The 19,558-nt window shown below is 70.1% G+C and carries 21 protein-coding genes and 1 pseudogene; 9 read left to right on the top strand and 13 right to left on the bottom strand.

Annotated elements, in window-relative coordinates; all coding sequences use genetic code 11:
• The 6 genes from AC1DP0_RS04140 to AC1DP0_RS04115 all read left to right on the top strand — a co-directional run.
• Positions 1 to 841 (top strand): hypothetical protein (locus tag AC1DP0_RS04140; protein ID WP_478082616.1); only part of this gene is annotated, 841 nt, incomplete at its 5' end.
• 2 nt (positions 842 to 843) lie between these two features.
• Entirely contained in the window at positions 844 to 1,416 is a 573-nt protein-coding gene (gene sigM, locus AC1DP0_RS04135) for an RNA polymerase sigma factor SigM (protein WP_478082615.1), read from the top strand.
• Between the two features lie 169 nt (positions 1,417 to 1,585).
• On the top strand, positions 1,586 to 2,542 hold the full coding sequence (locus AC1DP0_RS04130; protein WP_478082614.1) for a hypothetical protein: 957 nt from the start codon (positions 1,586 to 1,588) through the stop codon (positions 2,540 to 2,542).
• Positions 2,543 to 2,699: 157 nt separating this feature from the next.
• Entirely contained in the window at positions 2,700 to 3,743 is a 1,044-nt protein-coding gene (gene trxB, locus AC1DP0_RS04125; protein ID WP_478082613.1) for a thioredoxin-disulfide reductase, read from the top strand.
• Between the two features lie 66 nt (positions 3,744 to 3,809).
• Complete coding sequence (gene trxA, locus AC1DP0_RS04120) at positions 3,810 to 4,133, top strand: thioredoxin (RefSeq protein ID WP_478082612.1); 324 nt, start codon at positions 3,810 to 3,812, stop codon at positions 4,131 to 4,133.
• 140 nt (positions 4,134 to 4,273) lie between these two features.
• Positions 4,274 to 5,506, top strand: a complete 1,233-nt coding sequence (locus AC1DP0_RS04115; protein ID WP_478082611.1) for an N-acetylmuramoyl-L-alanine amidase — start codon at positions 4,274 to 4,276, stop codon at positions 5,504 to 5,506.
• On the opposite strand, the gene AC1DP0_RS04110 is transcribed toward AC1DP0_RS04115, so the two are convergent.
• Positions 5,490 to 6,146 carry a GNAT family N-acetyltransferase gene (locus AC1DP0_RS04110; protein WP_478082610.1) on the bottom strand — a complete coding sequence of 219 codons (657 nt, stop codon included), beginning with the start codon at positions 6,144 to 6,146 and terminating at the stop codon, positions 5,490 to 5,492. The two genes, AC1DP0_RS04115 and AC1DP0_RS04110, sit on opposite strands and share 17 nt — an antisense overlap.
• Before the next feature lie 139 nt (positions 6,147 to 6,285).
• Here AC1DP0_RS04110 and AC1DP0_RS04105 point away from each other — a divergent pair, with 139 nt between their 5' ends.
• On the top strand, positions 6,286 to 7,308 hold the full coding sequence (locus AC1DP0_RS04105; protein WP_478082609.1) for a glutathione S-transferase family protein: 1,023 nt from the start codon (positions 6,286 to 6,288) through the stop codon (positions 7,306 to 7,308).
• 64 nt (positions 7,309 to 7,372) lie between these two features.
• Here the strand turns inward: AC1DP0_RS04105 and AC1DP0_RS04100 are convergent, their stop codons facing one another.
• Together AC1DP0_RS04100 and AC1DP0_RS04095 are read right to left on the bottom strand one after the other, a co-directional pair.
• Positions 7,373 to 8,179: an alpha/beta fold hydrolase gene (locus tag AC1DP0_RS04100; RefSeq protein WP_478082608.1), complete on the bottom strand. Its 807-nt coding sequence runs from the start codon at positions 8,177 to 8,179 to the stop codon at positions 7,373 to 7,375.
• A 105-nt stretch (positions 8,180 to 8,284) separates the two neighbouring features.
• Complete coding sequence (locus tag AC1DP0_RS04095; RefSeq protein ID WP_478082607.1) at positions 8,285 to 9,178, bottom strand: metallophosphoesterase; 894 nt, start codon at positions 9,176 to 9,178, stop codon at positions 8,285 to 8,287.
• A gap of 80 nt (positions 9,179 to 9,258) precedes the next feature.
• On the opposite strand from AC1DP0_RS04095, the gene AC1DP0_RS04090 reads away from it, so the two are divergent.
• Positions 9,259 to 9,660: a PNPOx family protein gene (locus AC1DP0_RS04090; protein WP_478082606.1), complete on the top strand. Its 402-nt coding sequence runs from the start codon at positions 9,259 to 9,261 to the stop codon at positions 9,658 to 9,660.
• 25 nt (positions 9,661 to 9,685) lie between these two features.
• Here AC1DP0_RS04090 and AC1DP0_RS04085 read toward each other — a convergent pair whose 3' ends face one another.
• From AC1DP0_RS04085 to rpmH, 9 genes are all read right to left on the bottom strand, one after another.
• Positions 9,686 to 10,546, bottom strand: a complete 861-nt coding sequence (locus AC1DP0_RS04085) for an Fpg/Nei family DNA glycosylase (RefSeq protein ID WP_478082605.1) — start codon at positions 10,544 to 10,546, stop codon at positions 9,686 to 9,688.
• A gap of 43 nt (positions 10,547 to 10,589) precedes the next feature.
• Positions 10,590 to 11,762 carry a ParB/RepB/Spo0J family partition protein gene (locus AC1DP0_RS04080; protein WP_478082604.1) on the bottom strand — a complete coding sequence of 391 codons (1,173 nt, stop codon included), beginning with the start codon at positions 11,760 to 11,762 and terminating at the stop codon, positions 10,590 to 10,592.
• 262 nt (positions 11,763 to 12,024) lie between these two features.
• Positions 12,025 to 13,464, bottom strand: a complete 1,440-nt coding sequence (locus AC1DP0_RS04075; protein WP_478082603.1) for a ParA family protein — start codon at positions 13,462 to 13,464, stop codon at positions 12,025 to 12,027.
• Positions 13,373 to 14,164 carry a 16S rRNA (guanine(527)-N(7))-methyltransferase RsmG gene (rsmG, locus tag AC1DP0_RS04070; RefSeq protein WP_478082602.1) on the bottom strand — a complete coding sequence of 264 codons (792 nt, stop codon included), beginning with the start codon at positions 14,162 to 14,164 and terminating at the stop codon, positions 13,373 to 13,375. The genes AC1DP0_RS04075 and rsmG overlap by 92 nt, the downstream gene beginning before the upstream one ends.
• A gap of 76 nt (positions 14,165 to 14,240) precedes the next feature.
• Complete coding sequence (locus tag AC1DP0_RS04065) at positions 14,241 to 14,987, bottom strand: Jag family protein (RefSeq protein ID WP_478082601.1); 747 nt, start codon at positions 14,985 to 14,987, stop codon at positions 14,241 to 14,243.
• Between the two features lie 95 nt (positions 14,988 to 15,082).
• Positions 15,083 to 16,084, bottom strand: coding sequence for a membrane protein insertase YidC (gene yidC / locus AC1DP0_RS04060; RefSeq protein ID WP_478082600.1), 1,002 nt, complete (start codon positions 16,082 to 16,084; stop codon positions 15,083 to 15,085).
• A 62-nt stretch (positions 16,085 to 16,146) separates the two neighbouring features.
• On the bottom strand, positions 16,147 to 16,488 hold the full coding sequence (gene yidD / locus AC1DP0_RS04055) for a membrane protein insertion efficiency factor YidD (protein WP_478082599.1): 342 nt from the start codon (positions 16,486 to 16,488) through the stop codon (positions 16,147 to 16,149).
• Positions 16,485 to 16,835 carry a ribonuclease P protein component gene (gene rnpA, locus AC1DP0_RS04050; RefSeq protein WP_478082598.1) on the bottom strand — a complete coding sequence of 117 codons (351 nt, stop codon included), beginning with the start codon at positions 16,833 to 16,835 and terminating at the stop codon, positions 16,485 to 16,487. Before rnpA ends, yidD begins: the two co-directional genes overlap by 4 nt.
• 18 nt (positions 16,836 to 16,853) lie before the next feature.
• Positions 16,854 to 16,991 (bottom strand): 50S ribosomal protein L34, encoded by a 138-nt coding sequence (gene rpmH, locus AC1DP0_RS04045; protein ID WP_028051105.1) that lies wholly within the window; start codon positions 16,989 to 16,991, stop codon positions 16,854 to 16,856.
• A 537-nt stretch (positions 16,992 to 17,528) separates the two neighbouring features.
• Here rpmH and dnaA point away from each other — a divergent pair.
• Positions 17,529 to 19,136 carry a chromosomal replication initiator protein DnaA gene (dnaA, locus tag AC1DP0_RS04040; RefSeq protein WP_478082597.1) on the top strand — a complete coding sequence of 536 codons (1,608 nt, stop codon included), beginning with the start codon at positions 17,529 to 17,531 and terminating at the stop codon, positions 19,134 to 19,136.
• Positions 19,137 to 19,228: 92 nt separating this feature from the next.
• Here the strand turns inward: dnaA and AC1DP0_RS04035 are convergent.
• Positions 19,229 to 19,558 (bottom strand): annotated as a pseudogene (locus AC1DP0_RS04035) (NAD-dependent epimerase); the annotation flags it as partial.

The following is a 19,558-nucleotide window of genomic DNA, read 5'->3' as shown; positions in this document are numbered from 1 at the left end:
GGCGGCGGCCCGAGCCGCCGAGCGTCGGGCCACCCGTGAAGGCGACGTGGACGATGACTTCGACGACACGTTCGACGACAGGTTCGGCGGCGAGGACATCGACCTGGTCGACGCCCTCGAGGACGCCCCCCCGGCTCGTCTCGAGCCGCCGGTGCCGGTCTTCGGGCGCGACGCCCCGGAGGCTCCGAGCGGCACCCAGTCACGCATCGCCCTCGCGATCGTCGGCGTCCTCGTGCTCGTGGCCCTCTTCATCGGGGTGGGCAACGTCATGAAGATCGGCCAGCACGACGGCACGCCCGCACCGGAAACGGTGACCCAGACCCGCGCGGCGGGCTCCACCCGGCCGCCCACCACGTCCACGCCGGCGCCGCCGACCACGACCCAGGCGCCTCCCGCGGCGGCGCCGGTCGCCGTCGTCGGAGGCACGGGCTTCGACCCCGAGGACGGCACCGAGACCGACCAGAACGTCAAGCTCAGCCACGACGGCAACCCCGGCACCGAGTGGCGCTCCCGCTGGTACGGCTCGGACAGCTTCAACGGCAACAAGGCCGGGGTCGGAGTCCTTCTCGACCTCAGCGCCCCCACGGCCGTCAAGGAGGTCCAGCTCGTCCTGGGCGCCGCGCAGGACGTCACGGTCTACGCCACCGACTCCGCCTCCACCAAGTCGCTCGACGGCGCCCAGAAGATCGGTTCGGCCACCAATGCCAACGGCACCGTCGTCATCAAGGCCACCGGCGAGATCCGGCCGGCCAGCAAGATCATCATCCTCGTGACCAAGGCGGCGCCCGCCGAGGCTGCGAACCACTACCGCGCGCAGATCAGTGAAGTGACGGTGCGCTGACCGTGAGCTCGGGGGATGCCGCTCCGATCGCCGACCTGAGCGACCGGGAGCTGCTGGCACTGCACGTCAACGGCGACGACCATGCCTTCGCGGAGCTCTTCCGCCGGCACAAGGACCGGATGTGGGCCGTCGCCCTGCGCACCGTCCGCGATCCCGAGCTCGCCGCCGACTGCGTCCAGGACGGCTTCATCGCCGCCTTCCGCCGCGCCGACTCCTTCCGCGGCGAGGCGGCCGTGACGACGTGGCTGCACCGCATCGTCGTCAACGCCTGCCTCGACCGGCTGCGCCGGCGCCGGCCGACGACCGAGCTGTTCGAGTACGACCTCGCCGACGGGCACGACCACCACGCCTCCACCGAGGTGCGCCTCGACATCCAGGAGGCTCTCGCCCGGCTCCCCGAGGGCCAGCGTGCCGCGCTCGTCCTCGTCGACATGCACGCGGTGCCCGTCGCCGAGGCCGCCGTCATCCTGGGCGTGGCCGAGGGCACGATCAAGTCCCGCTGTGCGCGGGGGCGGGCTGCCCTGGCGCAGCACCTCGGACTGACGCCCGGCGTGCGCCCGGTCGAGCAGGACTGATCGGGGTACGTCCCCCGCACGGGCCGCACGAGCCGCACGAGTTCCCCACCGAACAATGGTTGAATCCCGGGGAACCCGACGGCCACAGGGGGCCGTCGAATCCGCGGCGACCGGCACACCCCTGCCTGCCCGTACGACCACTGCACGCTCTGCCCGAAGGACCACATCGGTGGACGAGTCCGCGAACACCCCTGAGCACGACCGACCCTTCGACATCCCCTACCGGCACGACCCGACCGCGCCGGCCGCCACCGCCCTCGGTCCCGAGATCGAGGACGAGGGCCCCGAGCCGCACATCGATGCCCACCTCGACGCCCGGGTGCGTGACCTGCTCGCCGACGCGCCCGACCCCGGTCCGATGCCCGCCGACGTGTCCGAGCGCATCTCCCGGGCCCTGCTGGATGCCGCCCGGCTGCGCGTCGACCCGGGCCCGCTCGCACGCGGGAGCTTGGAAGGCAGCTCGGAAGGCGGCCCGGAAGGCGGCTCGGCCGGCCCGGGCGGTGGCCCACGGCCGGGAGGCGGCACGGTGCTCGCGATGCCGTCGCGCGCCGAACGGCCCAAGCCGATCTATCTCGCAGCCGCGGTCGCTGCTGCAGTCGCCGTCGTCGCCGTGGGCGCCTCGGCCCTGCACCTGACGAAGCGACCGAACGGGGCGGCGGCCATCGGCGACACCTACAGCTCGGGCGCCGGCGCGTCGCCGTCGAGTGCCCCGTCAAGTGCCGCACCGAGGTCCCCATCGGGTGCCTCGTCCGGCCCCCCGGCCACGACGCCCGGCGTGCACATCCAGCTCAGCACGACGGCATACTCCCCCGGGAACCTCGCCGCGCAGGCGAGAGCGCTCCTCGACCACCCCGGTCAGCCGATCGGCGACCTGGCAGCCGAGTCGCCGGCCATCGGTCCCATCGCCACGCCCACGGGCCTGGAGTCGTGCCTGAGGGCGATCGGTGCCCGGGACAGCGCCGACTCGGCGCCCGAGGCGGTGTCGGCCGATCTCGCGACCTTCGACGGACACCCCGCGGTCGTGGTGGTCGTGACCCGTGCGGGCGTCAGCACCGCCTGGGCGGTCGAGCGCAGCTGCACGACCGGTGCCCCCGGGGTGCTCGAGGGCCCCACGCCCGTCCGGTGAGGGCCGGCGGCCGTGAGCTGCCGCGCGTGGGAACAACGACCACCTAGGATCGGTTGAGGCCTATGCGGCTCGTGGCCGCTCGCAGCACCGGCACCCTGTCGGTCACCGAGCTGGTCGAGCGGTCACGACACGAGAAGCGTCACAAGGAGCAGCCCACATGTCCCGTCCGGACACCGTCCGCAACGTCATCATCATCGGCTCCGGCCCCGCGGGCTACACCGCGGCGGTCTATGCCGCTCGCGCGAACCTCGCGCCCCTCGTCTTCGAGGGCGCCGTGACCGCCGGTGGCGCGCTGATGAACACGACCGACGTCGAGAACTTCCCCGGCTTCAAGGACGGCATCATGGGCCCCGACCTCATGGACGGGATGCGCGCCCAGGCCGAGCGATTCGGTGCCGAGCTCGTCACCGACGACGTCACCGCAGTCGACCTGACCGGTGACGTCAAGACCGTCACGGACGGCGAGGGCACCGTCCACCGCGCCCGCTCGGTCATCCTCGCGATGGGCTCCGCCTACCGTGAGCTCGGTCTGCCCCGCGAGAAGGAGCTGTCGGGCCACGGCGTCTCGTGGTGCGCGACCTGCGACGGCTTCTTCTTCCGCGACCAGGACATCGCCGTCGTCGGCGGCGGCGACTCGGCCATCGAGGAAGCGACCTTCCTGACCAAGTTCGCCCGCACCGTGACGATCATCCACCGCCGTGATGCCCTGCGTGCCAGCAAGATCATGGCGGACCGCGCCCACGGCAACGACAAGATCCGCTTCGCGTGGAACTCCGAGGTCGCCGAGATCCACGGCGAGGGCAAGCTCAGCGGCGTCAYGCTGCGCGACACGGTCACCGGCGAGATCCGCGATCTCGCGATCACCGGTCTCTTCGTCGCGATCGGCCACGACCCCCGCAACGAGCTCGTCACGGGTGTCGTCGACACCGACGACGCGGGCTACGTGCTCGTGGACGGCCGCTCCACGCGTACCAACCTGCCCGGCGTCTTCGCGTGCGGCGACCTCGTCGACCACACCTACCGCCAGGCCGTCACGGCCGCAGGCTCCGGCTGCGCGGCCGCCCTCGATGCCGAGCACTACCTCGCCGCCCTCGAGGACACCGCCACGCCCGCCGAGGCCGCCGCCGAGGCGGCCGTCATCGACGAGACGGACTCGGGCGAGATCCCCGACGTGCGCGCCACCGTCGGCGCCGACGCCTAGCCTCGACCCAACGCCACCAGCCCGCTCGACCCAGCCAGCCCCGCCGCACACCGAGAAGGATTCCCCATGGCACTGAAGAACACGACCGACGCCACCTTCGCCGACGACGTCCTCATGAGCGACAAGCCCGTGCTCGTCGACTTCTGGGCGACGTGGTGCGGCCCGTGCCGCAAGGTCGCCCCGATCCTCGAGGAGATCAACGAGCAGTACGGCGACAAGATCGAGGTCGTCAAGCTCGACACCGACGCCAACATCGACACCGCCGCCCGCTACGGCGTCGTGTCGATCCCCACGCTCAACGTGTACGTCAAGGGCGAGGTCGTCAAGACCATCGTCGGCGCGCACCCCAAGCCCAAGCTGCTCCGGGAGCTCGAGGAGTTCATCGGCTGACCAGCAGGTCACGACCGTCGGGGTGGTCCACCGTCACGGTGCCACCCCTTCGGCGTACTACGCTGCAGACGGCGCCCGACCACCCCCGACCGACGCACAGCCCCCGCGACCCGTTCGGAGCCCTCCGAGGAAGGAGCCAGATGACCCCCCAGCAGTCAGTCGTGCTCCGGCGCGGCGACTCAGGCCCCGCCGTGGCCGCCGTGTGCGAACGGCTCGTCCTCTCCGGCGACCTCACCGGCGTCGGCGAGCCCGTCTACGACGAGCGCGTCGAGGAGGCGGTCAAGTCCTTCCAGCAGCGTCGCGGGCTCATCGTCGACGGCGTCGTCGGACGGTCCACGTATGCCGTCCTCGACGGTGCGCGCTGGACCCTCGGTGACCGCGTGCTGCGTTACCTGCCCGAGCACTTCATCGAGGGCGACGACGTCGTGGCCCTGCAGGCCCGCCTCGCCGAGCTCGGCTTCACCCCCGGCAAGGTCGACGGTCTCCATGGACCGAGCACCGACTCCGCCCTGCGGGCCTTCCAGGCCGCGGTGGGCCTGGTGCCCGACGGCACGGTCGGTCCGGAGACGATGCGCGCCTTCGCGGGCCTGCGGCGCTCCGTCAGCGGCGGATCCGCCAACGCCCTGCGCGAGCGGGAGCACATCCGGCGCGGCGGCTACAGCCTGAGCGGGCGCACCATCGTCCTCGACCCCGGCCACGGCGGCGGCGACTCCGGCGCCCACGGTCACCGGGGACTCGCCGAGGCACACCTCGCCCTCGACCTCGCGCGCCGCATCGAGGGGCGGCTGTCGTCCCACGGCGTCAGCGTCGTCTTCACGCGCACGGAGGCGACCGACGGGGGCACCGACGAGGAGCGTGCGGCCTTCGCGAACTCGTGCGAGGCCGACCTCGTCCTCTCGCTGCACACGGACCACACCGCGTCCGGCTCGGCCCACGGGGCGTCGACCTACTTCTACGGCCATCCCGACAACCCCGGGCACGGCGACTGGTCGGTCATCGGCGAGAGCTTCGCCGACCTGCTCCTGCGTGAGGTCGTCGCTCGCACCGGCCTGACGGACTGCCGGTCACACGCCCGCACCTGGCCGCTGCTGCGTCGCACGCGCATGCCGGCAGTGCGCCTCGACTTCGGCTACCTCAGCCACGAGGGGGACGCCGCGTCGCTGGCCAGCCCCCAGGTCCTCGACCACGTCGCCGAGGCCGTCGTCGTGGCTCTCCAGCGCGTCTACCTCGGCGAGGCCGACACCTCGCGCACCGGTGTGCTGCGCCTCGACGACCTCCGCCGCCACCTCGAGACCATGCGCGCGCAGCAGGTGTCCGCCGACAGCTCGGTGACCGGTGCGGCGCGAGCCGCACCGGTCAGTCGCGGTGGGTGACGTGCGCGTGGCTGGAGCCGTGCGGGTGGGTCTCGGGCACGGGGCGCATCCCCGGCACGCGTGACAGCGCGCGTGCCAGCGCCGCCGCCGCCTCGTCGCGCCACGTGACGACCGTCCGCAGCTCCATCCGGAGCCGTGGGTATGCCGGGTGGTCGCGTTCGACGTGGAAACCGACCTTCTCGAGGAAGGCCGCGTCGAGCACGCAGGCGTGTCTCGAGACGGCGAGCGGACGCGCGGCCACGGCCTCGAGCGACCGTGACCGGTGGTGCAGGGCGTCCTTGGCCGCCGCCTGCACGAGCGCCTTGCGCAGGCCACGGTCGGCGTGGCCCGGCAGGGTCGTCGCCGTGAGGAGCATGAGGGTCGACGGGTCGGACGGCGCGGTCGCGAACGCCGCCAACCGGGGCACGTACCGCGCCGGCGCGACGAGCACCTGACCGGCCGGCTCGCCGTCGACGTAGGCGACGCGGCCGGGGGGGCCCCAGTCGGCCGTGACCGTCTCGACCCAGTCCAGGAGCAGCTCTCCCGGCTCACGCGGGTCCGCATGGCCGTTGCGCGGCACCGTCTGCCAGAACGTGCAGGGAGCGCACGCCCCGACGAGGTCCGCGACGCGGTCGGGGGTCAGGGGCCGGAGCTCACGCATCATGTCTCCTGACGGCCCTCATGACCCCATTCTGGCCCGCTCGCCGCCGGTCGCACCATGACCCCGGGGCAGCCGTGTCACGCCCGGTGCGCGCGACGGCGTTCCCCGGCCACGCGGCATACCGAATTAGGGTGGGCGCATGAGCGAGCCGGGCACCTACGTCGAGAAGAACTTCAAGCGCGACACGAACTACATCACCACCCGGATCACGGCCGACGGGCGCGACGGCTTCCCCGTCGAGGCGGGGCGCTACCGTCTCGTCGTCGCGCGCGCCTGCCCGTGGGCCAACCGCGCCATCATCGTGCGACGCCTCCTCGGGCTCGAGGATGCCCTCTCGATGGGGATCTGCGGCCCGACGCACGACAAGCGGAGCTGGACCTTCGACCTCGACCCGGGCGGCCTCGACCCGGTGCTGCAGATCCCGCGCATCCAGGACGCGTACTTCAAGCGCGACCCCGACTACCCCCGCGGCATCACCGTCCCGGCGATCGTCGACGTGCCGACGGGCGCCGTCGTGACGAACGACTTCAAGCAGATCACCGTCGACCTCGAGACGCAGTGGCGCGAGTTCCACCGCGAGGGCGCCCCCGACCTCTATCCCGACGCCCTGGCCGACGAGATCGAGGCGGTGAGCGAGCCGATCTACCGCTACGTCAACAACGGTGTCTACCGCTGCGGTTTTGCCGGCACCCAGGAGGCGTACGACAAGGCGTACCGCCGGCTGTGGGACAACCTCGACCTGCTCGAGGAGCGCCTGACGACGCGCCGTTACCTCGTCGGCGACCACATCACCGAGGCCGACGTGCGCCTCTTCACGACGCTCGTGCGCTTCGACCCCGTCTACCACGGCCACTTCAAGTGCAACCGCAGCAAGCTCATCGAGATGCCGGCGCTGTGGGCCTATGCGCGCGACCTCTTCCAGACGCCCGGGTTCGGCGACACGGTCGACTTCACCCACATCAAGCAGCACTACTACGTCGTGCACACCGACGTGAACCCGACGGGCGTCGTACCGCTCGGGCCCGCGCTCGAGAACTGGGCCACGCCGCACGGACGCGAGGAGCTCGGCGGCTCGCCCTTCGGTGACGGGACTCCCCCGGGACCGCCACGCGAGGTCGTGCCCGCGGCGCACAACCCGGTGCTCGCCCTGCTCGACGGCTGACGGAGCGACACCGTGTGCCGGTGGGTTCCCCTGTGCTGCAGAGGAACCCACCGGGGTGCCTGCGTCAGGTGAGGTAGAACGACGCGAGAGCAGGGGCCAGTACTGAGGCGGGCACCTGGTGGAACTCACCCGGGAGCTCGACCGCGCGACCGTCCGGCAGGGCGTCGGCAAGGACACCGGCCGAGTCGTGCAACCACGGCATGGCCGTGCCGCTGCTGCAGACCGCGAGGAAGGGCACGGTGACCCGGAGCAGCGTCTCGGCGGGGAGGCCCTGGTCGTCGCCGCCGAGGCAGAGCCCGTCGTACTTGACGGTGTAGGTCAGCGCGAGCATCGGCTCCCACATCGGTGTGCCCTTCATGCCCTCGACCATCTCGGCGGGCATCCCGACGACGACGTTGTTGAAGTAGCGCAGGATGCCCTCACGGTCACCGGCCGCCTCGAAGCGCTCGAGCGTCCCGATGTAGTCGTCCGGGGCGGGTGGCCACGCCTCGGTGCGGTAGGGGACCTCGATCGCCGATGCCCTGCTGATGGGAGCCCCGGCGGCGACGGCCTCGAGGACGAGCGCGCCGCCGGAGGACACGCCGAAAGCGTAAGCATCAGAGTCGGTTTCGCCCGCAGCCTCGATGACGGCCGTGAGGTCCTCGATCTCACGGCCGACGGTGTAGGGCTGGGTGTCACCGCTGTCACCGCGGCCGCGACGGTCGTATGTCACCCCGGTCAGGCCCAGCTCCCCCAGCGCCTGCGCCAGGTCGCGGAAGGACCCACGGTCACAGAATGCGCCCCCGACGACAACCGCGACCGGACCGGACCCGTAGGCCTCGTAGACGATGGTGGTGCCGTCCGCCGACGTGACCTTCTCGACCTCGCTCATCACTGACTCCTCGCCGTAGGTGGCCCCACTGTCGGGACCCTCATCCCTGCGTCGATCGAGATCGGGGCATCTCGACACGGCGACTGCCCAGGAAGTCCGCCCCGCTCACGTGCGTTTGCGTGAGAAGACCTCACGTCGGTCCTCCTCCGGAACGGTCTCCATGAAGTCCATGACCGCTTCCGTGAGCGCCGGCCAGGTCTCGTGCCGCTCGATCGGCACGACGGTGCCGACGACCTGGTCCGTGTGCACCTCGACGAGGTTCCAGGACTGCGGCCCGTCCACGCCCATGAGCAGTTCGCGCGGGGCACCGACGTCGTCGACGTAGCTGACCCCACCCGCGACGAGGACGGGCACGCGCCCCAGCGTGCCGAAGCTCGTGACGTGGAGGTGCCCGCTGAGCACGGCGCGGACGTCGCTCCCGTCCAGGACGTCACGCAGTCGGTCGACGGCCTCGAAGTCGAGCAGCTGCATCACCGGTGACCGGTAGGAGATCGGCGCGTGGTGCATCACGACAATGGTTCCGTAGCGGGACGGGGTCGCCAGTTCCCTTGCGAGCCAAGCATATTGGTCATCGGACAAGCCACCATGGTGATAGCCGGGCACCGCCGAGTCGACGGCGATGATGCGCAGACCACGGACGTCCGTCACGGTGTCCTGTGGCGCGTCGGTGTCGACGCCGTAGAGCGTCCGGGCCATCGGCCGCCGCTCGTCATGGTTGCCGCCGGTGAGGACGAGCGCGCAGCCGAGCCGGCCCACGACCGGGTCCACGATGTCCCGCAGGAGGGAGTAGGCAGCCGGGTCGCCGCTGTCGCTCAGGTCGCCTGAGATGACGAGGGCGTCGACACGTTCCCGCGAGGCCTCGACCCGGCCCAGGGCCCTGCGCAGCTGACGTTCGGTGTCGATGCGGCCGGCAAGCAGACCCCCGCCTGCGATGAGGTGGGGGTCGGAGAGGTGCGCGATGACGTGCGTCGGCGCCGGCCGGGATCCGGTGAGGGCCATGGCGCCACCCTAGGCGCAGTCGCCAACTCTCGTCCTGCGCGACGTCGCACGAGGTGCGAGGGTGGAACCGGAGGTTCCCGATGCCCATTCCTCACGCCGTCACGCGGCTGAACAAGAAGTACCTCAACCAGATCCTCGTGCACCTTGCCGGGCACGGATGGTTCGTCGAGCTCGAGCACGTCGGCCGCCGGTCGGGTCGCACCTTCCGGATCCCGATCATGGCCTTCGACCGCGGCGACGTCGTGACGATCGCCCTGACGTACGGGAGCGACGTCGACTGGCTGGCCAACCTGCGCGCCGCCGGCGGCGGTCGGATGCGCTTGCGTGACGAGCTGCTCGTCCTCGGGGCTCCCGCATCCCTGGCCGAGGCCGAGGGCCACGCCCGGATGCCCCAGCCGCCGCGGCTGTTGCTCCCGATCCTCGGGTGCCACGACTACGTGGAGATCCCGGTGCTGTCCCGCGCGCGGTTCAGTGGTTGGTGAGCCCCGCACGCCCCTGGCGCGGACCTCAGTGCCGCACCTGGCAGCTGGGACACCAGAAGAGCCTGCGCCCGGCAATCTCCTTCTCCTGCAACGCTTTTGAGCAACGAGGACACGGTTGCCCGCTGCGCTTGTAGACGAGGAACCGCCGGTCGAACGTGTCGCCGAGACGTTCGCCGGTGAGACGTCGGGAGATCGCACCGCCCCGACCGGACCCCCTCGCTCGTACCGCCTCCTCGACCTGGTCCGGCATCGTGATGATCTGGGAGAAGGCGCGTCCGAGGGGCATGAGGAGGACGAGGTCGTCCCAGATCTCCTGCCAGACCCCTGGGGACACGTCGACACCCCGCGTGAGGGGGTCGACGGCCAGGCGGTGGAGCACCTCGCAGCGGTAGACGKTCCCGACGCCGGCCACGACAGACTGGTCCATGAGCAGCTCGGCAACGGTGCGCCGGCTCCGGTGGACCCGGTCCCAGCCCGCACCGGGCCGTTGCCCACGTCGCAGCGGATCGGGGCCGAGCGTGGCGACGATCTCACGCTGCCTTGCCCGGTCGACCAGCGAGCAGATCATCGGCCCACGCAGGTCTGCGAAGTGATCCGGACCCACGAGACGGAGCCGGACGGCTCCGACCGGGGGTGAGGGGTGGCCCCCGACGAGATGTTTCACGGGAAACATGCCGATGAGGCCGAGGTGCACGTGCAGGGTCGCATCGCCGATCTCCACGAAGAGATGCTTGCCCCACGCCTGCGCGCGCTCGAAGATCCGGCCGTCCAATCGGTCGGCGTCGGCAGCGAAACGGCCCTGGGGGCTCGTCGCCCCCACCTCGTGGCCGCCGAACGCGCGCTGCAGGCGGTCTGCCAGCGCATGGATCGTGTGACCCTCGGGCACGTGCCGTCCCCTCCCTCCTGCACCCCCGCGGTTGTGGCGTATTTCAGCCGAACGTGCCGAAGGCCTCGGTTTCGTCGGAAGCGGGCACGCCCATCAGGCCCAGGATGCGGCGCAGGTCCTCGATCGAGGCGAACTCGACCGTGATCTTGCCCTTGCGCTGCCCCAGGGCGATGGCGACGCGTGTCTCGAGGTGGTCGGAGAGGCCGGTGGTGAGCTCATCGAGCTGTGGATGACGAGCCCCTGCGCGGGGGCGACGCGCCTTGGGGGCGTCGTTGCCCTCGCCGAGGGCAACGAGCTCCTCGACGTTGCGCACCGACAATCCCTCGGCGACGATGCGTTGGGCCATGCGCTCCATCGCGGCGCCATCGGCCATGCCGAGCAGGGCGCGGGCGTGGCCGGCACTCAGCACGCTCGCAGCAACACGGCGCTGCACGAGGGGCGGCAGCTTGAGCAGGCGCAGCGTGTTGGAGATCTGGGGTCGGGAACGGCCGATCCGTGTGGCGAGCTGCTCGTGGGAGCAGCCGAAGTCATCGAGCAGCTGCTGGTATGCCGCAGCCTCCTCGAGCGGGTTGAGCTGGCTCCGGTGGAGGTTCTCGAGCAGCGCGTCGCGCAGCAGGTCGTCGTCGCTCGTCTCCTTGATGATCGCCGGGATGACCCCGAGCCCGGCAGCCTGTGAGGCGCGCCACCGGCGCTCACCCATGATCAGCTCGAAGGTGCGCCCCTGCGCCTCGTCGAGCTGGTCGGCGGGGATGCGGCGCACGACGATGGGCTGCAGCACGCCGATCTCGCGGATCGAGTGCACGAGCTCAGCCATGTGGTCCTCGTCGAAGACCGTGCGCGGCTGCTTGGGGTTGGGTCGGATCGAGTCGATGTCGAGCTCGGCGAACTCTGCGCCAGGCACGACCGCGAGTCCGGTGCTGGCGGTCGTCTCGTCGGCGCCAGAACTCGCGTCGCCCTCCGACGCCTCTCGCAACGTCCCGCCTGCCGTCTCACCTGACGTCTCACCTGCTGAGGTCGACCCATCGGCCTGGTCGCTCGTCGGGACGAAGGGGTCGGAGTGCACCGGCGCGCCGCCGTGCGAGATCTCGGCCGAAGGTGGTTCTGGCTGCTTCTGTTCGGCGAAGAAGACGTCAACCGGACGTCCGGCGCCTCCGCTGGGTGTGCTCGGGATGAGTGCTCCGAGACCTCGACCCAGTGCGCGTCGCTTCTCCGCCATTCAACTACCCTTCACCGTCTCGAACGCGGCCATCGCGTCCGTCGGCCAGTCTAGGTGCACGATGGTGGTCCCCCGTGTACCCGGGGCCGGGCATCTACCGGCATTCGGAGCCGTCCAACCGTCAGGACCTCAGGTTTCACGTGAAACACGCGCCCGCACGTGTGCTCACCGATCTTCAGGATGTCGTCCTGTTTCACGTGAAACAGGATCGCCACGTGACGGTGGCGACCCTGTGCACGGTGCTCCCAGGACTAGCGAGCTCTCACGTCGGTCCGGCTGCCCCACGGTCGGCCAGCTCGCCGGCAGCCTCGAGATAGGCGAGGGCACCACTGCTTGCAGGGTCATACGTCATCACGGTCTCACCGAAGCTGGGCGCCTCGGAGACGCGCACCGAGCGAGGGACCGTCGTGCGGAGCACCTCCTGGGGGAAGTGCTCACGCACCTCGTCGGCGACCTGCGCCGAGAGGCGGGTACGCCCGTCATACATGGTGAGCAGGATGGTCGACACATGCAGCGTCGAGTTGAGGTGACGCTTGATCAGGTCGATGTTCTTGAGCAGCTGCGACAGGCCCTCGAGCGCGTAGTACTCGCACTGGATGGGGATGAAGACCTCGCTCGCGGCAACCATGGCGTTGACGGTGAGCAGGCCCAGGCTGGGCGGGCAGTCGATGAGGATGTAGTCGAACTCATGGCCCGCCTCGCCGGCGGCCGCGATGGCCTTCTGCAGGCGTGACTCACGAGCGACGAGCGACACGAGCTCGATCTCCGCGCCGGCCAGGTCGATGGTGGCCGGGGCACAGAACAGGTTCTCGACCGTGCTGCACGGCTGCACCACGTCGAGCAACGGAGTGCTGTCGACGAGCACGTCATAGACGGACGGGACTTCAGCGTGATGGTCGATCCCCAGCGCCGTGCTGGCGTTGCCTTGGGGGTCGAGGTCGATGACGAGCGCCTTGAGTCCGGACTGCGCCAGCGCCGCAGCGACGTTGACCGTGGTGGTGGTCTTGCCGACTCCCCCCTTCTGGTTGGCGACCGTGAGCACGCGTGGGGAGACCGGCTTGGGGAACCGGCGACCCGTGAGCTGGATCCGGCGCCGGGCGTTGTCGGCGAGCTCCCGCCCCAAGGGTGTGTCCGTGCCAGGCGTCGGGATGGCAGCAGCGAGCGCTTCCCGGTCAGCACGGTCGTCGTCCACCTGAGTGTCGGCAGTGCGGTCATCCACAGGCTTGTCCCCAGCCTGCGATGCGACGATTTCCCGTTCAAAGGCGGGCGTTGTCGGGACTTCGTCCACCGCATTGTCCACAGCGGTGGACAGCGAGACCTGACTGTCGGTGACCGGGCCGTCGGCAGGCGTCTCCAGGGCGATCACGTCACCTTGCGCRTCGGTTGCTCCTGCAGCGGCCACGACACCTCCCGAGGGCGCCTCGTCCGTTTCACGTGAAACATTCATCATGCGGGCCAGCCACCCCAGACGTCGGTGCTCCGGTTCCGGGTCTGGTTCGCTCGGCCAGCCCAGATTGGTCGACATCGTCACGGGGACAGCACCTCCGGGGTTGAGGGTCGACCGGCGGAGTGATCCGCACGCATCGCCCGTCGAAATGGTCTGGGCACGATCATCGCTGATCGCGCGGCTTGTCGCCGACTCCCGGGCCGGAGCGTCGCGCACCCCGTGGCCGATCGGCCCGGCGGCGAGCAGATCCAGCACTCGAGGGCTGACGCGAGCGGAAACGTCGACGGTCCACGACGTCTCCGATCGTGCATCGGAGCACGATCGTCGGCTCGCCCAGCACCGAGGCACCGTACTCGTCCATCCCGGCGTCGACGACGCCGAGGCGCGTCAAGGCGGTGCGACTCTCGGACAGCTCATCTGCGGCGCGGCTCCCCTTCAGGGCGAGGAGGCTGCCTCCGGCGTCGAGGAGCGGCAAGGTCCACTCGGCGAGCTGGACGATGCGGGACACCGCACGGGCCGTGACCCAAGGGGCATGGAGCCGGTCCCAGAGGGCTTCGGCGCGCGCGGTGTGGACGGTGACGTTCGCCAGCCCCAGTTGTGCCACCGTTCCACTGAGCCATCCGGTGCGTCTCGCCAGGGGTTCCACGAGGTGGAGGTCGAGGTCCGGACGGGCGATGGCGACGGCAAGTCCCGGCAGGCCGGCACCCGACCCGACGTCGATGACCCGCTGTGTCTCCTCGCGACGGGGGATCGCCTCCTGGATCACCGCGCAGTTGAGAACGTGACGGTCCCACAGGCGAGGGGTCTCGCGCGGACCGATCAAGCCGTGGCTGATCCCGGTGTCGGCCAGGATCGCCACGAAGCGCTCCGCGAGCTCCAACCTGTCGCCGAAGAACGCCGCGGCAGCAGGCGGAGTCGACGGTGGATCAGCCGCGCCGAGAGCTCCGTGAGTCACGCGCTCTCACTCCTAGGTTCGTGCATGTGGCGGTGGTGCCTGAAACAAGGTGCCGTTTCACGTGAAACGGCCTCTCTCATTCCGGCAGGATGACGACGTGACGGTGCGGCTCGGCACCCTCGGACTCGGAGACGAGCCCGGCGGCCGCAACCTCGTCGTGCACGACCTTGCGCTCGAAAGCGGTCATCGGGTCCAGCGAGCGCTTCGTGCCGGAGTCGCTGACCTCCGCAATGGCGGCCTGGGCGAGCTCGACCAGCGCGGATCGACGCTCGGCCCGGTACCCGGCGACGTCGAGCATGAGTCGGCTGCGCTCGCCGGTCTCGGCCTGGACGGCGAGCCGGGTGAGCTCCTGGAGGGCCTCGAGCACCTTGCCCTCGGTGCCGACGAGACGCCGCGGGACACGGCCCTCGTCAGAGTCGACGATGGCAATGGCTGCCCGGTCGCCGTCGACGTCGACGTCGATGTCCCCGTCGAGGTCGGCGATGTCGAGGAGGGTCTCGAGGAAGTCCGCAGCCACCTCGCCCTCACGCTCGAGCTGACGGACCCGTGACTTCTTGTCGCCCTTGTCGCTTCTGCCGCCCTTGTCGGCGCCGGCTGGCGCGTCACCCGGCTCGCCCCCGGTGTCGTCGCCCAGATCGGCGGAACCCGCTGCGTCCTCGAGGCGGGGCTGCGCGGCGCCGGTCTCGTCGGCCGGGACCGCTGCCTCACTCGGCTCGCCCACCGCAGGGGACTGCTCGGTGGACTGCTCGGTGGACTGCTCGGTGGGCTGCTGCGGTGCGGTGTCGACCGGCGTCTCGACGTCGGTGCCGTGGGGGTCGCTCATGAAAACTCCTTCGTTCACCGGGGCCAGTCTGTGGACAAACTACGTTTCCGCAGGTCAGAGGCCCATGGCACTGTGGACAAGTATGTGGACGAACTTCAGCGACGGTTCTTGGTCGGCTGGGTCTTCGGCTGGGTGCGCGCGCGCTTCTTGCCCTTGGGCTGCTGGCGCTGGCCTGACTTGGACGCGTCGTCAGGGACGGTCTCGGAGGTCTCGAGGCCCGGCACCGTCAGCTCCTGCATGTCCTTGCCCTTGCGCTTCAGGCGCTCGCGACGGGCGCGCTCGGCCTCGGACCCGGGAGCCGGCATGTTGCGGATGACGTAGAACTGCTGGCCCATGGTCCAGACGTTGGTGGTCAGCCAGTAGAGCAGGACGCCGATGGGGAAGTTGATGCCGGAGAACGCGAAGAAGAGCGGCATCAGGTAGAGCAGCACCTTCTGCTGCTTCGCGAAGGGGTTGTCGAGCGCGGAGGCCGGCATGTTCTTGCGCATCAGCTGGTACTGCGTCGTGAACGTCGTCGCCGACATGAGGACGATGAGCACCGCGCTGAGGATCTTGACGTTGAGCGTGGTGGAGTGGACGAACGAGTCCGACAGCTTGGCCCCGAGGATCGTCGAGGTCTCGATCGTCTGCGCGACCTGTCGGGTGATCGGGCCGATCGGCTGCTGGGTGCCCTCGGCGATGCCCTTGAGGTTGTTGAGCAGCTGGAAGAGTGCGAAGAAGAACGGGCTCTGGATCAGGATCGGCAGGCAGCTGCTGAACGGGTTGGTCCCGGTGCGCCGGTAGAGATCCATGATCTCCGCCTGCTGGGCCTTCTGCGACTCCGGGTCACGCTTGCCCTTGTACTTCTTCTGGATCTTCTGCATCTCCGGCTGGATGAGCTGCATCCGGCGGGAGGAGTGGATCTGCCGCACGAAGAGCGGCATGAGCAGGAGACGGACGACGACCGTCAGGCCGACGATCGACAGCGCCCAGGCCCAGCCCGACCAGGCCCCGGTGAGCCCGAGGAACTCCCAGAACGCGTGCCAGCCGTACATCACCCAGGCTTCGCCGAGTTTGATCGGGTAGAGCAGGGTGTTGAAGAACTCGATCAACGTCATTCCTCTGTCGTAGGGCGGGCGGCGGGCCGCTCACCGCTGATCGGCAACGATATGCCGGATGTTCAGGTGGTGTGGTCGTGCTCCCCGGCTGCGTCGGCGGTGTCAGGCGCCTCGGGCAGGTCGGGGGCTCGGTAGTCCTTGGGCCGCACGTCGTTGCGGGTGGCCCACGTCATCGGAACGGGGTCGACCCCGCCCGGGTTCCAGGGGTTGCAGCGCCCGATCCTTCGCAGCGCGAGCCAGCCACCACGCACTGGGCCGAAGCGGGTCAGGGCCGTGACGGCATACGCCGAGCAGCTGGGGTGGAAGCGGCAGCTCGGCGGGGAGAGCGGGGAGATGAACCGCTGGTAGAGCCGGATCGCGAGCAGGAGCGGCGACGCGAGCACCTGGTTGGCCGTGGGGCTCATGGCCGGCACGCCTTGTCGAGCTGGCGGGCCACGGCCTGGTCGAGCTCGTCCCAGCTGGCGGTGGCGGCGGCGGGGTTGGCCCGCACGACGACGTCGAGACCGGCGGGGATGCCGCTCAGCCTGGCCGCGACGCTGGCGCGCAGCCGACGCTTCGTCCGGTTGCGCACGACGGCGTTGCCGACGGCCTTGGACACAACAAAACCGACGCGCGGCGGATGATCCGCACGCACATCGGTCCGGTTGGCATGCACGACGATCAGTCGCCCGCCTGCTCTGCTGGCGCCGGGCCCGCGTACTGCCGTGGTGAAATCCGTCCGCTCACGCAGTCGGTGACGTGCCGGCAGCACGCCGCGGCCTCCGGCGGCTCAGGCAGAGAGCTCGGCGCGGCCCTTGCGACGGCGGCCCGCGAGGATGGCACGGCCGGCGCGGGTGCGCATGCGCAGGCGGAAGCCGTGCGTCTTGGCGCGGCGACGGTTGTTCGGCTGGAAGGTGCGCTTGCTCACGAGGTTCTCCGTAGGTTGCAGGGTCCGCTCCGACATCACGATGACGTCGGCCCGGCTCCCGTTCTGGGGCTGGCGGTGGCCGATGCGACCGCAATCGGCAAGCCCGTGGAGGGTCGAGCTGTTCCGGCTGGGCCGGGCTCGGGGCCATGGGCATGCGAAAGAGGTCGCAGACACGCTCGGTCAACGATACGGGAGCCGCGGAACGAGGGTCAAACCGGCGGAGCCGCCACGCAGGAGCGGACCAAACCGACGATCTTCCGAGGTCGTACGGCGATTGCAAGGCGACACGCCGCGGAGCCGGAGATCTGTGGACGACTCAATTGTCTTTCGCGCGTCGACGCCTGTAGGTTTTCGTCTTCACGATCCTCGCCACCCCAATGCACAGGCTGTGGACAAACGTGTGGACAACAGGGCATCGTTCACCGGGCACGGACGCGTCCAAGACGTCCGACCGGCACATCGATCTCCCGCTCGGGCCGAATCGAGCCGGGACACAACAGTGTGCAACACACATGACTCAGGGGCAGGTGGGATCAGGTGGCCGAGACAGGCGTCGATTACGCGCAGATCTGGCAGCAGACGCTCGGCACCCTCGACTCGGTGGGGCTGTCGAACCAGGAGCGCGCGTTCGTCCGGCTCTGTCGCCTCGTCGGCGTGCTCGACCAGACCGCGCTGGTCCGAGCACCCAACACCTTCACCAAGGACTTCCTCGAGCAGCGCGTCCGCGAGCAGATCCACAACGCTCTGGCCAGTCAGCTCGGGCACCCGGTCCAGCTCGCGGTGTCGGTCGACGAGAGCCTCGAGACCGACCTGGGGATGATCAGTGACGAGCCCAGCGGCCAGGCCTCGGTCCACGGGAGCTCCCGAGTCGCGCCGCCCGGCGGCATGGGCGGCCACCAGAACGGCGCAGGCGGCTACGGGACGAACGTCCACAACCCCCTGCGCGACCTGGCCGAGAGCGCGCCCGCGCTGAACGGCGCCGACCTCGACGAGCCGCACCAGCCGGCATACCCGGGCGGTCAGACGCGGATGGAGCTCGGCCCCGACCCACGCAGCGGCGGGGAGAGCGGGCCACTGCGCCTGCAACAGCGTGTCGAGCCGAGCTCGCCCGGCGACACGCGTCTCAACCCGAAGTACACMTTCGACACCTTCGTCATCGGCGCGAGCAACCGCTTCGCCCACGCCGCGGCGGTCGCGGTCGCCGAGGCCCCGGCCAAGGCGTACAACCCGCTCTTCGTCTACGGCGAGTCCGGGCTGGGCAAGACCCACCTGCTCCACGCCATCGGGCACTACGCCCGGACGATGTTCCCCAATGTGCGGGTGCGCTACGTGAACTCCGAGGAGTTCACCAACGACTTCATCAACAGCATCCGTGACGACAAGGCGAGCGCGTTCCAGAACCGCTACCGCAGCGTCGACGTCCTGCTCATCGACGACATCCAGTTCCTCCAGGGCAAGCTGCAGACCCAGGAGGAGTTCTTCCACACCTTCAACACGCTGCACAACGCGAACAAGCAGATCGTCATCACCAGTGACCTGCCGCCGCGTGAGCTGTCGGGCTTCGAGGACCGGATGCGCACGCGCTTCGAGTCGGGCCTGCTCACCGACGTCCAGCCGCCCGACCTCGAGACCCGCATCGCGATCCTGCGCAAGAAGGCGATCCAGGACCGGATGTCCGTGCCGGACGACGTGCTCGAGTACATCGCGACGAACTTCAGCACCAACATCCGCGAGCTCGAGGGCGCCCTGATCCGCGTCACGGCGTTCAGCAACCTCAACCGCCAGGCCGTCGACCTGCCGCTCGCGGTCATCGTGCTCAAGGACGTGCTGCCCAACGAGACGCCGAACCAGGTGACGGCCGCGACGATCATGGCGGTGACGGCCGCCTACTACGCCGTGACCCTCGAGGACCTCTGCGGCTCGAGCCGCTCGCGCCAGCTCGTCACGGCCCGCCAGATCGCGATGTACCTCTGCCGCGAGATGACGGATCTGTCGCTGCCGAAGATCGGCCAGCACTTCGGTGGCCGCGACCACACGACCGTCATGCACGCGGATCGCAAGATCCGCGAGCTCATGGGCGAACGCCGCGCCATCTACAACCAGGTCACCGAGCTGACCAACCGGATCCGCCAGCAGTCCCACTGACGCCCCGGTCGGCCGCCGAGTGACCCGCTGAGTGACCCGCTGAGTGACCCGCTGAGTGACCCGATGGCGTATGCCGTCGGGCGGGCTCGGCGTCAGGCCGCCGTGGCCGCGTGCCCCGTCTTCGCTGCTCTCCGGGCGGCGATGGTCGCCGTCAGGGCGTCGTCCCACGGCGTCGGCTCGAGACCGAACGTGCGCTGGGTCAGTTCCGAGTCGAGGACGAACGGCCGCTCGAACTGGTGCCGGGTCTCGCGCAGCTCGCGCATGAAGGGGACGACGAGCCCGGCGGCGGTGCCGAGCGGACGGGGCAGCACGCGTACCCGACGAGGCTTGACGCCGGCCAACCGCGCGATGTCGGCGGCCGCCTCGTCGAAGGTGCGGGCCGGCGACGTCGGCACGTGCCAGGCGTGACCCCAGCCCTCGTC

It is taken from the genome of Terrabacter sp. P5_B1 (genome assembly GCF_056400505.1).
Note: the sequence above shows the minus strand (reverse complement) of the source record. Positions and strands in the feature narration are given on the sequence as shown.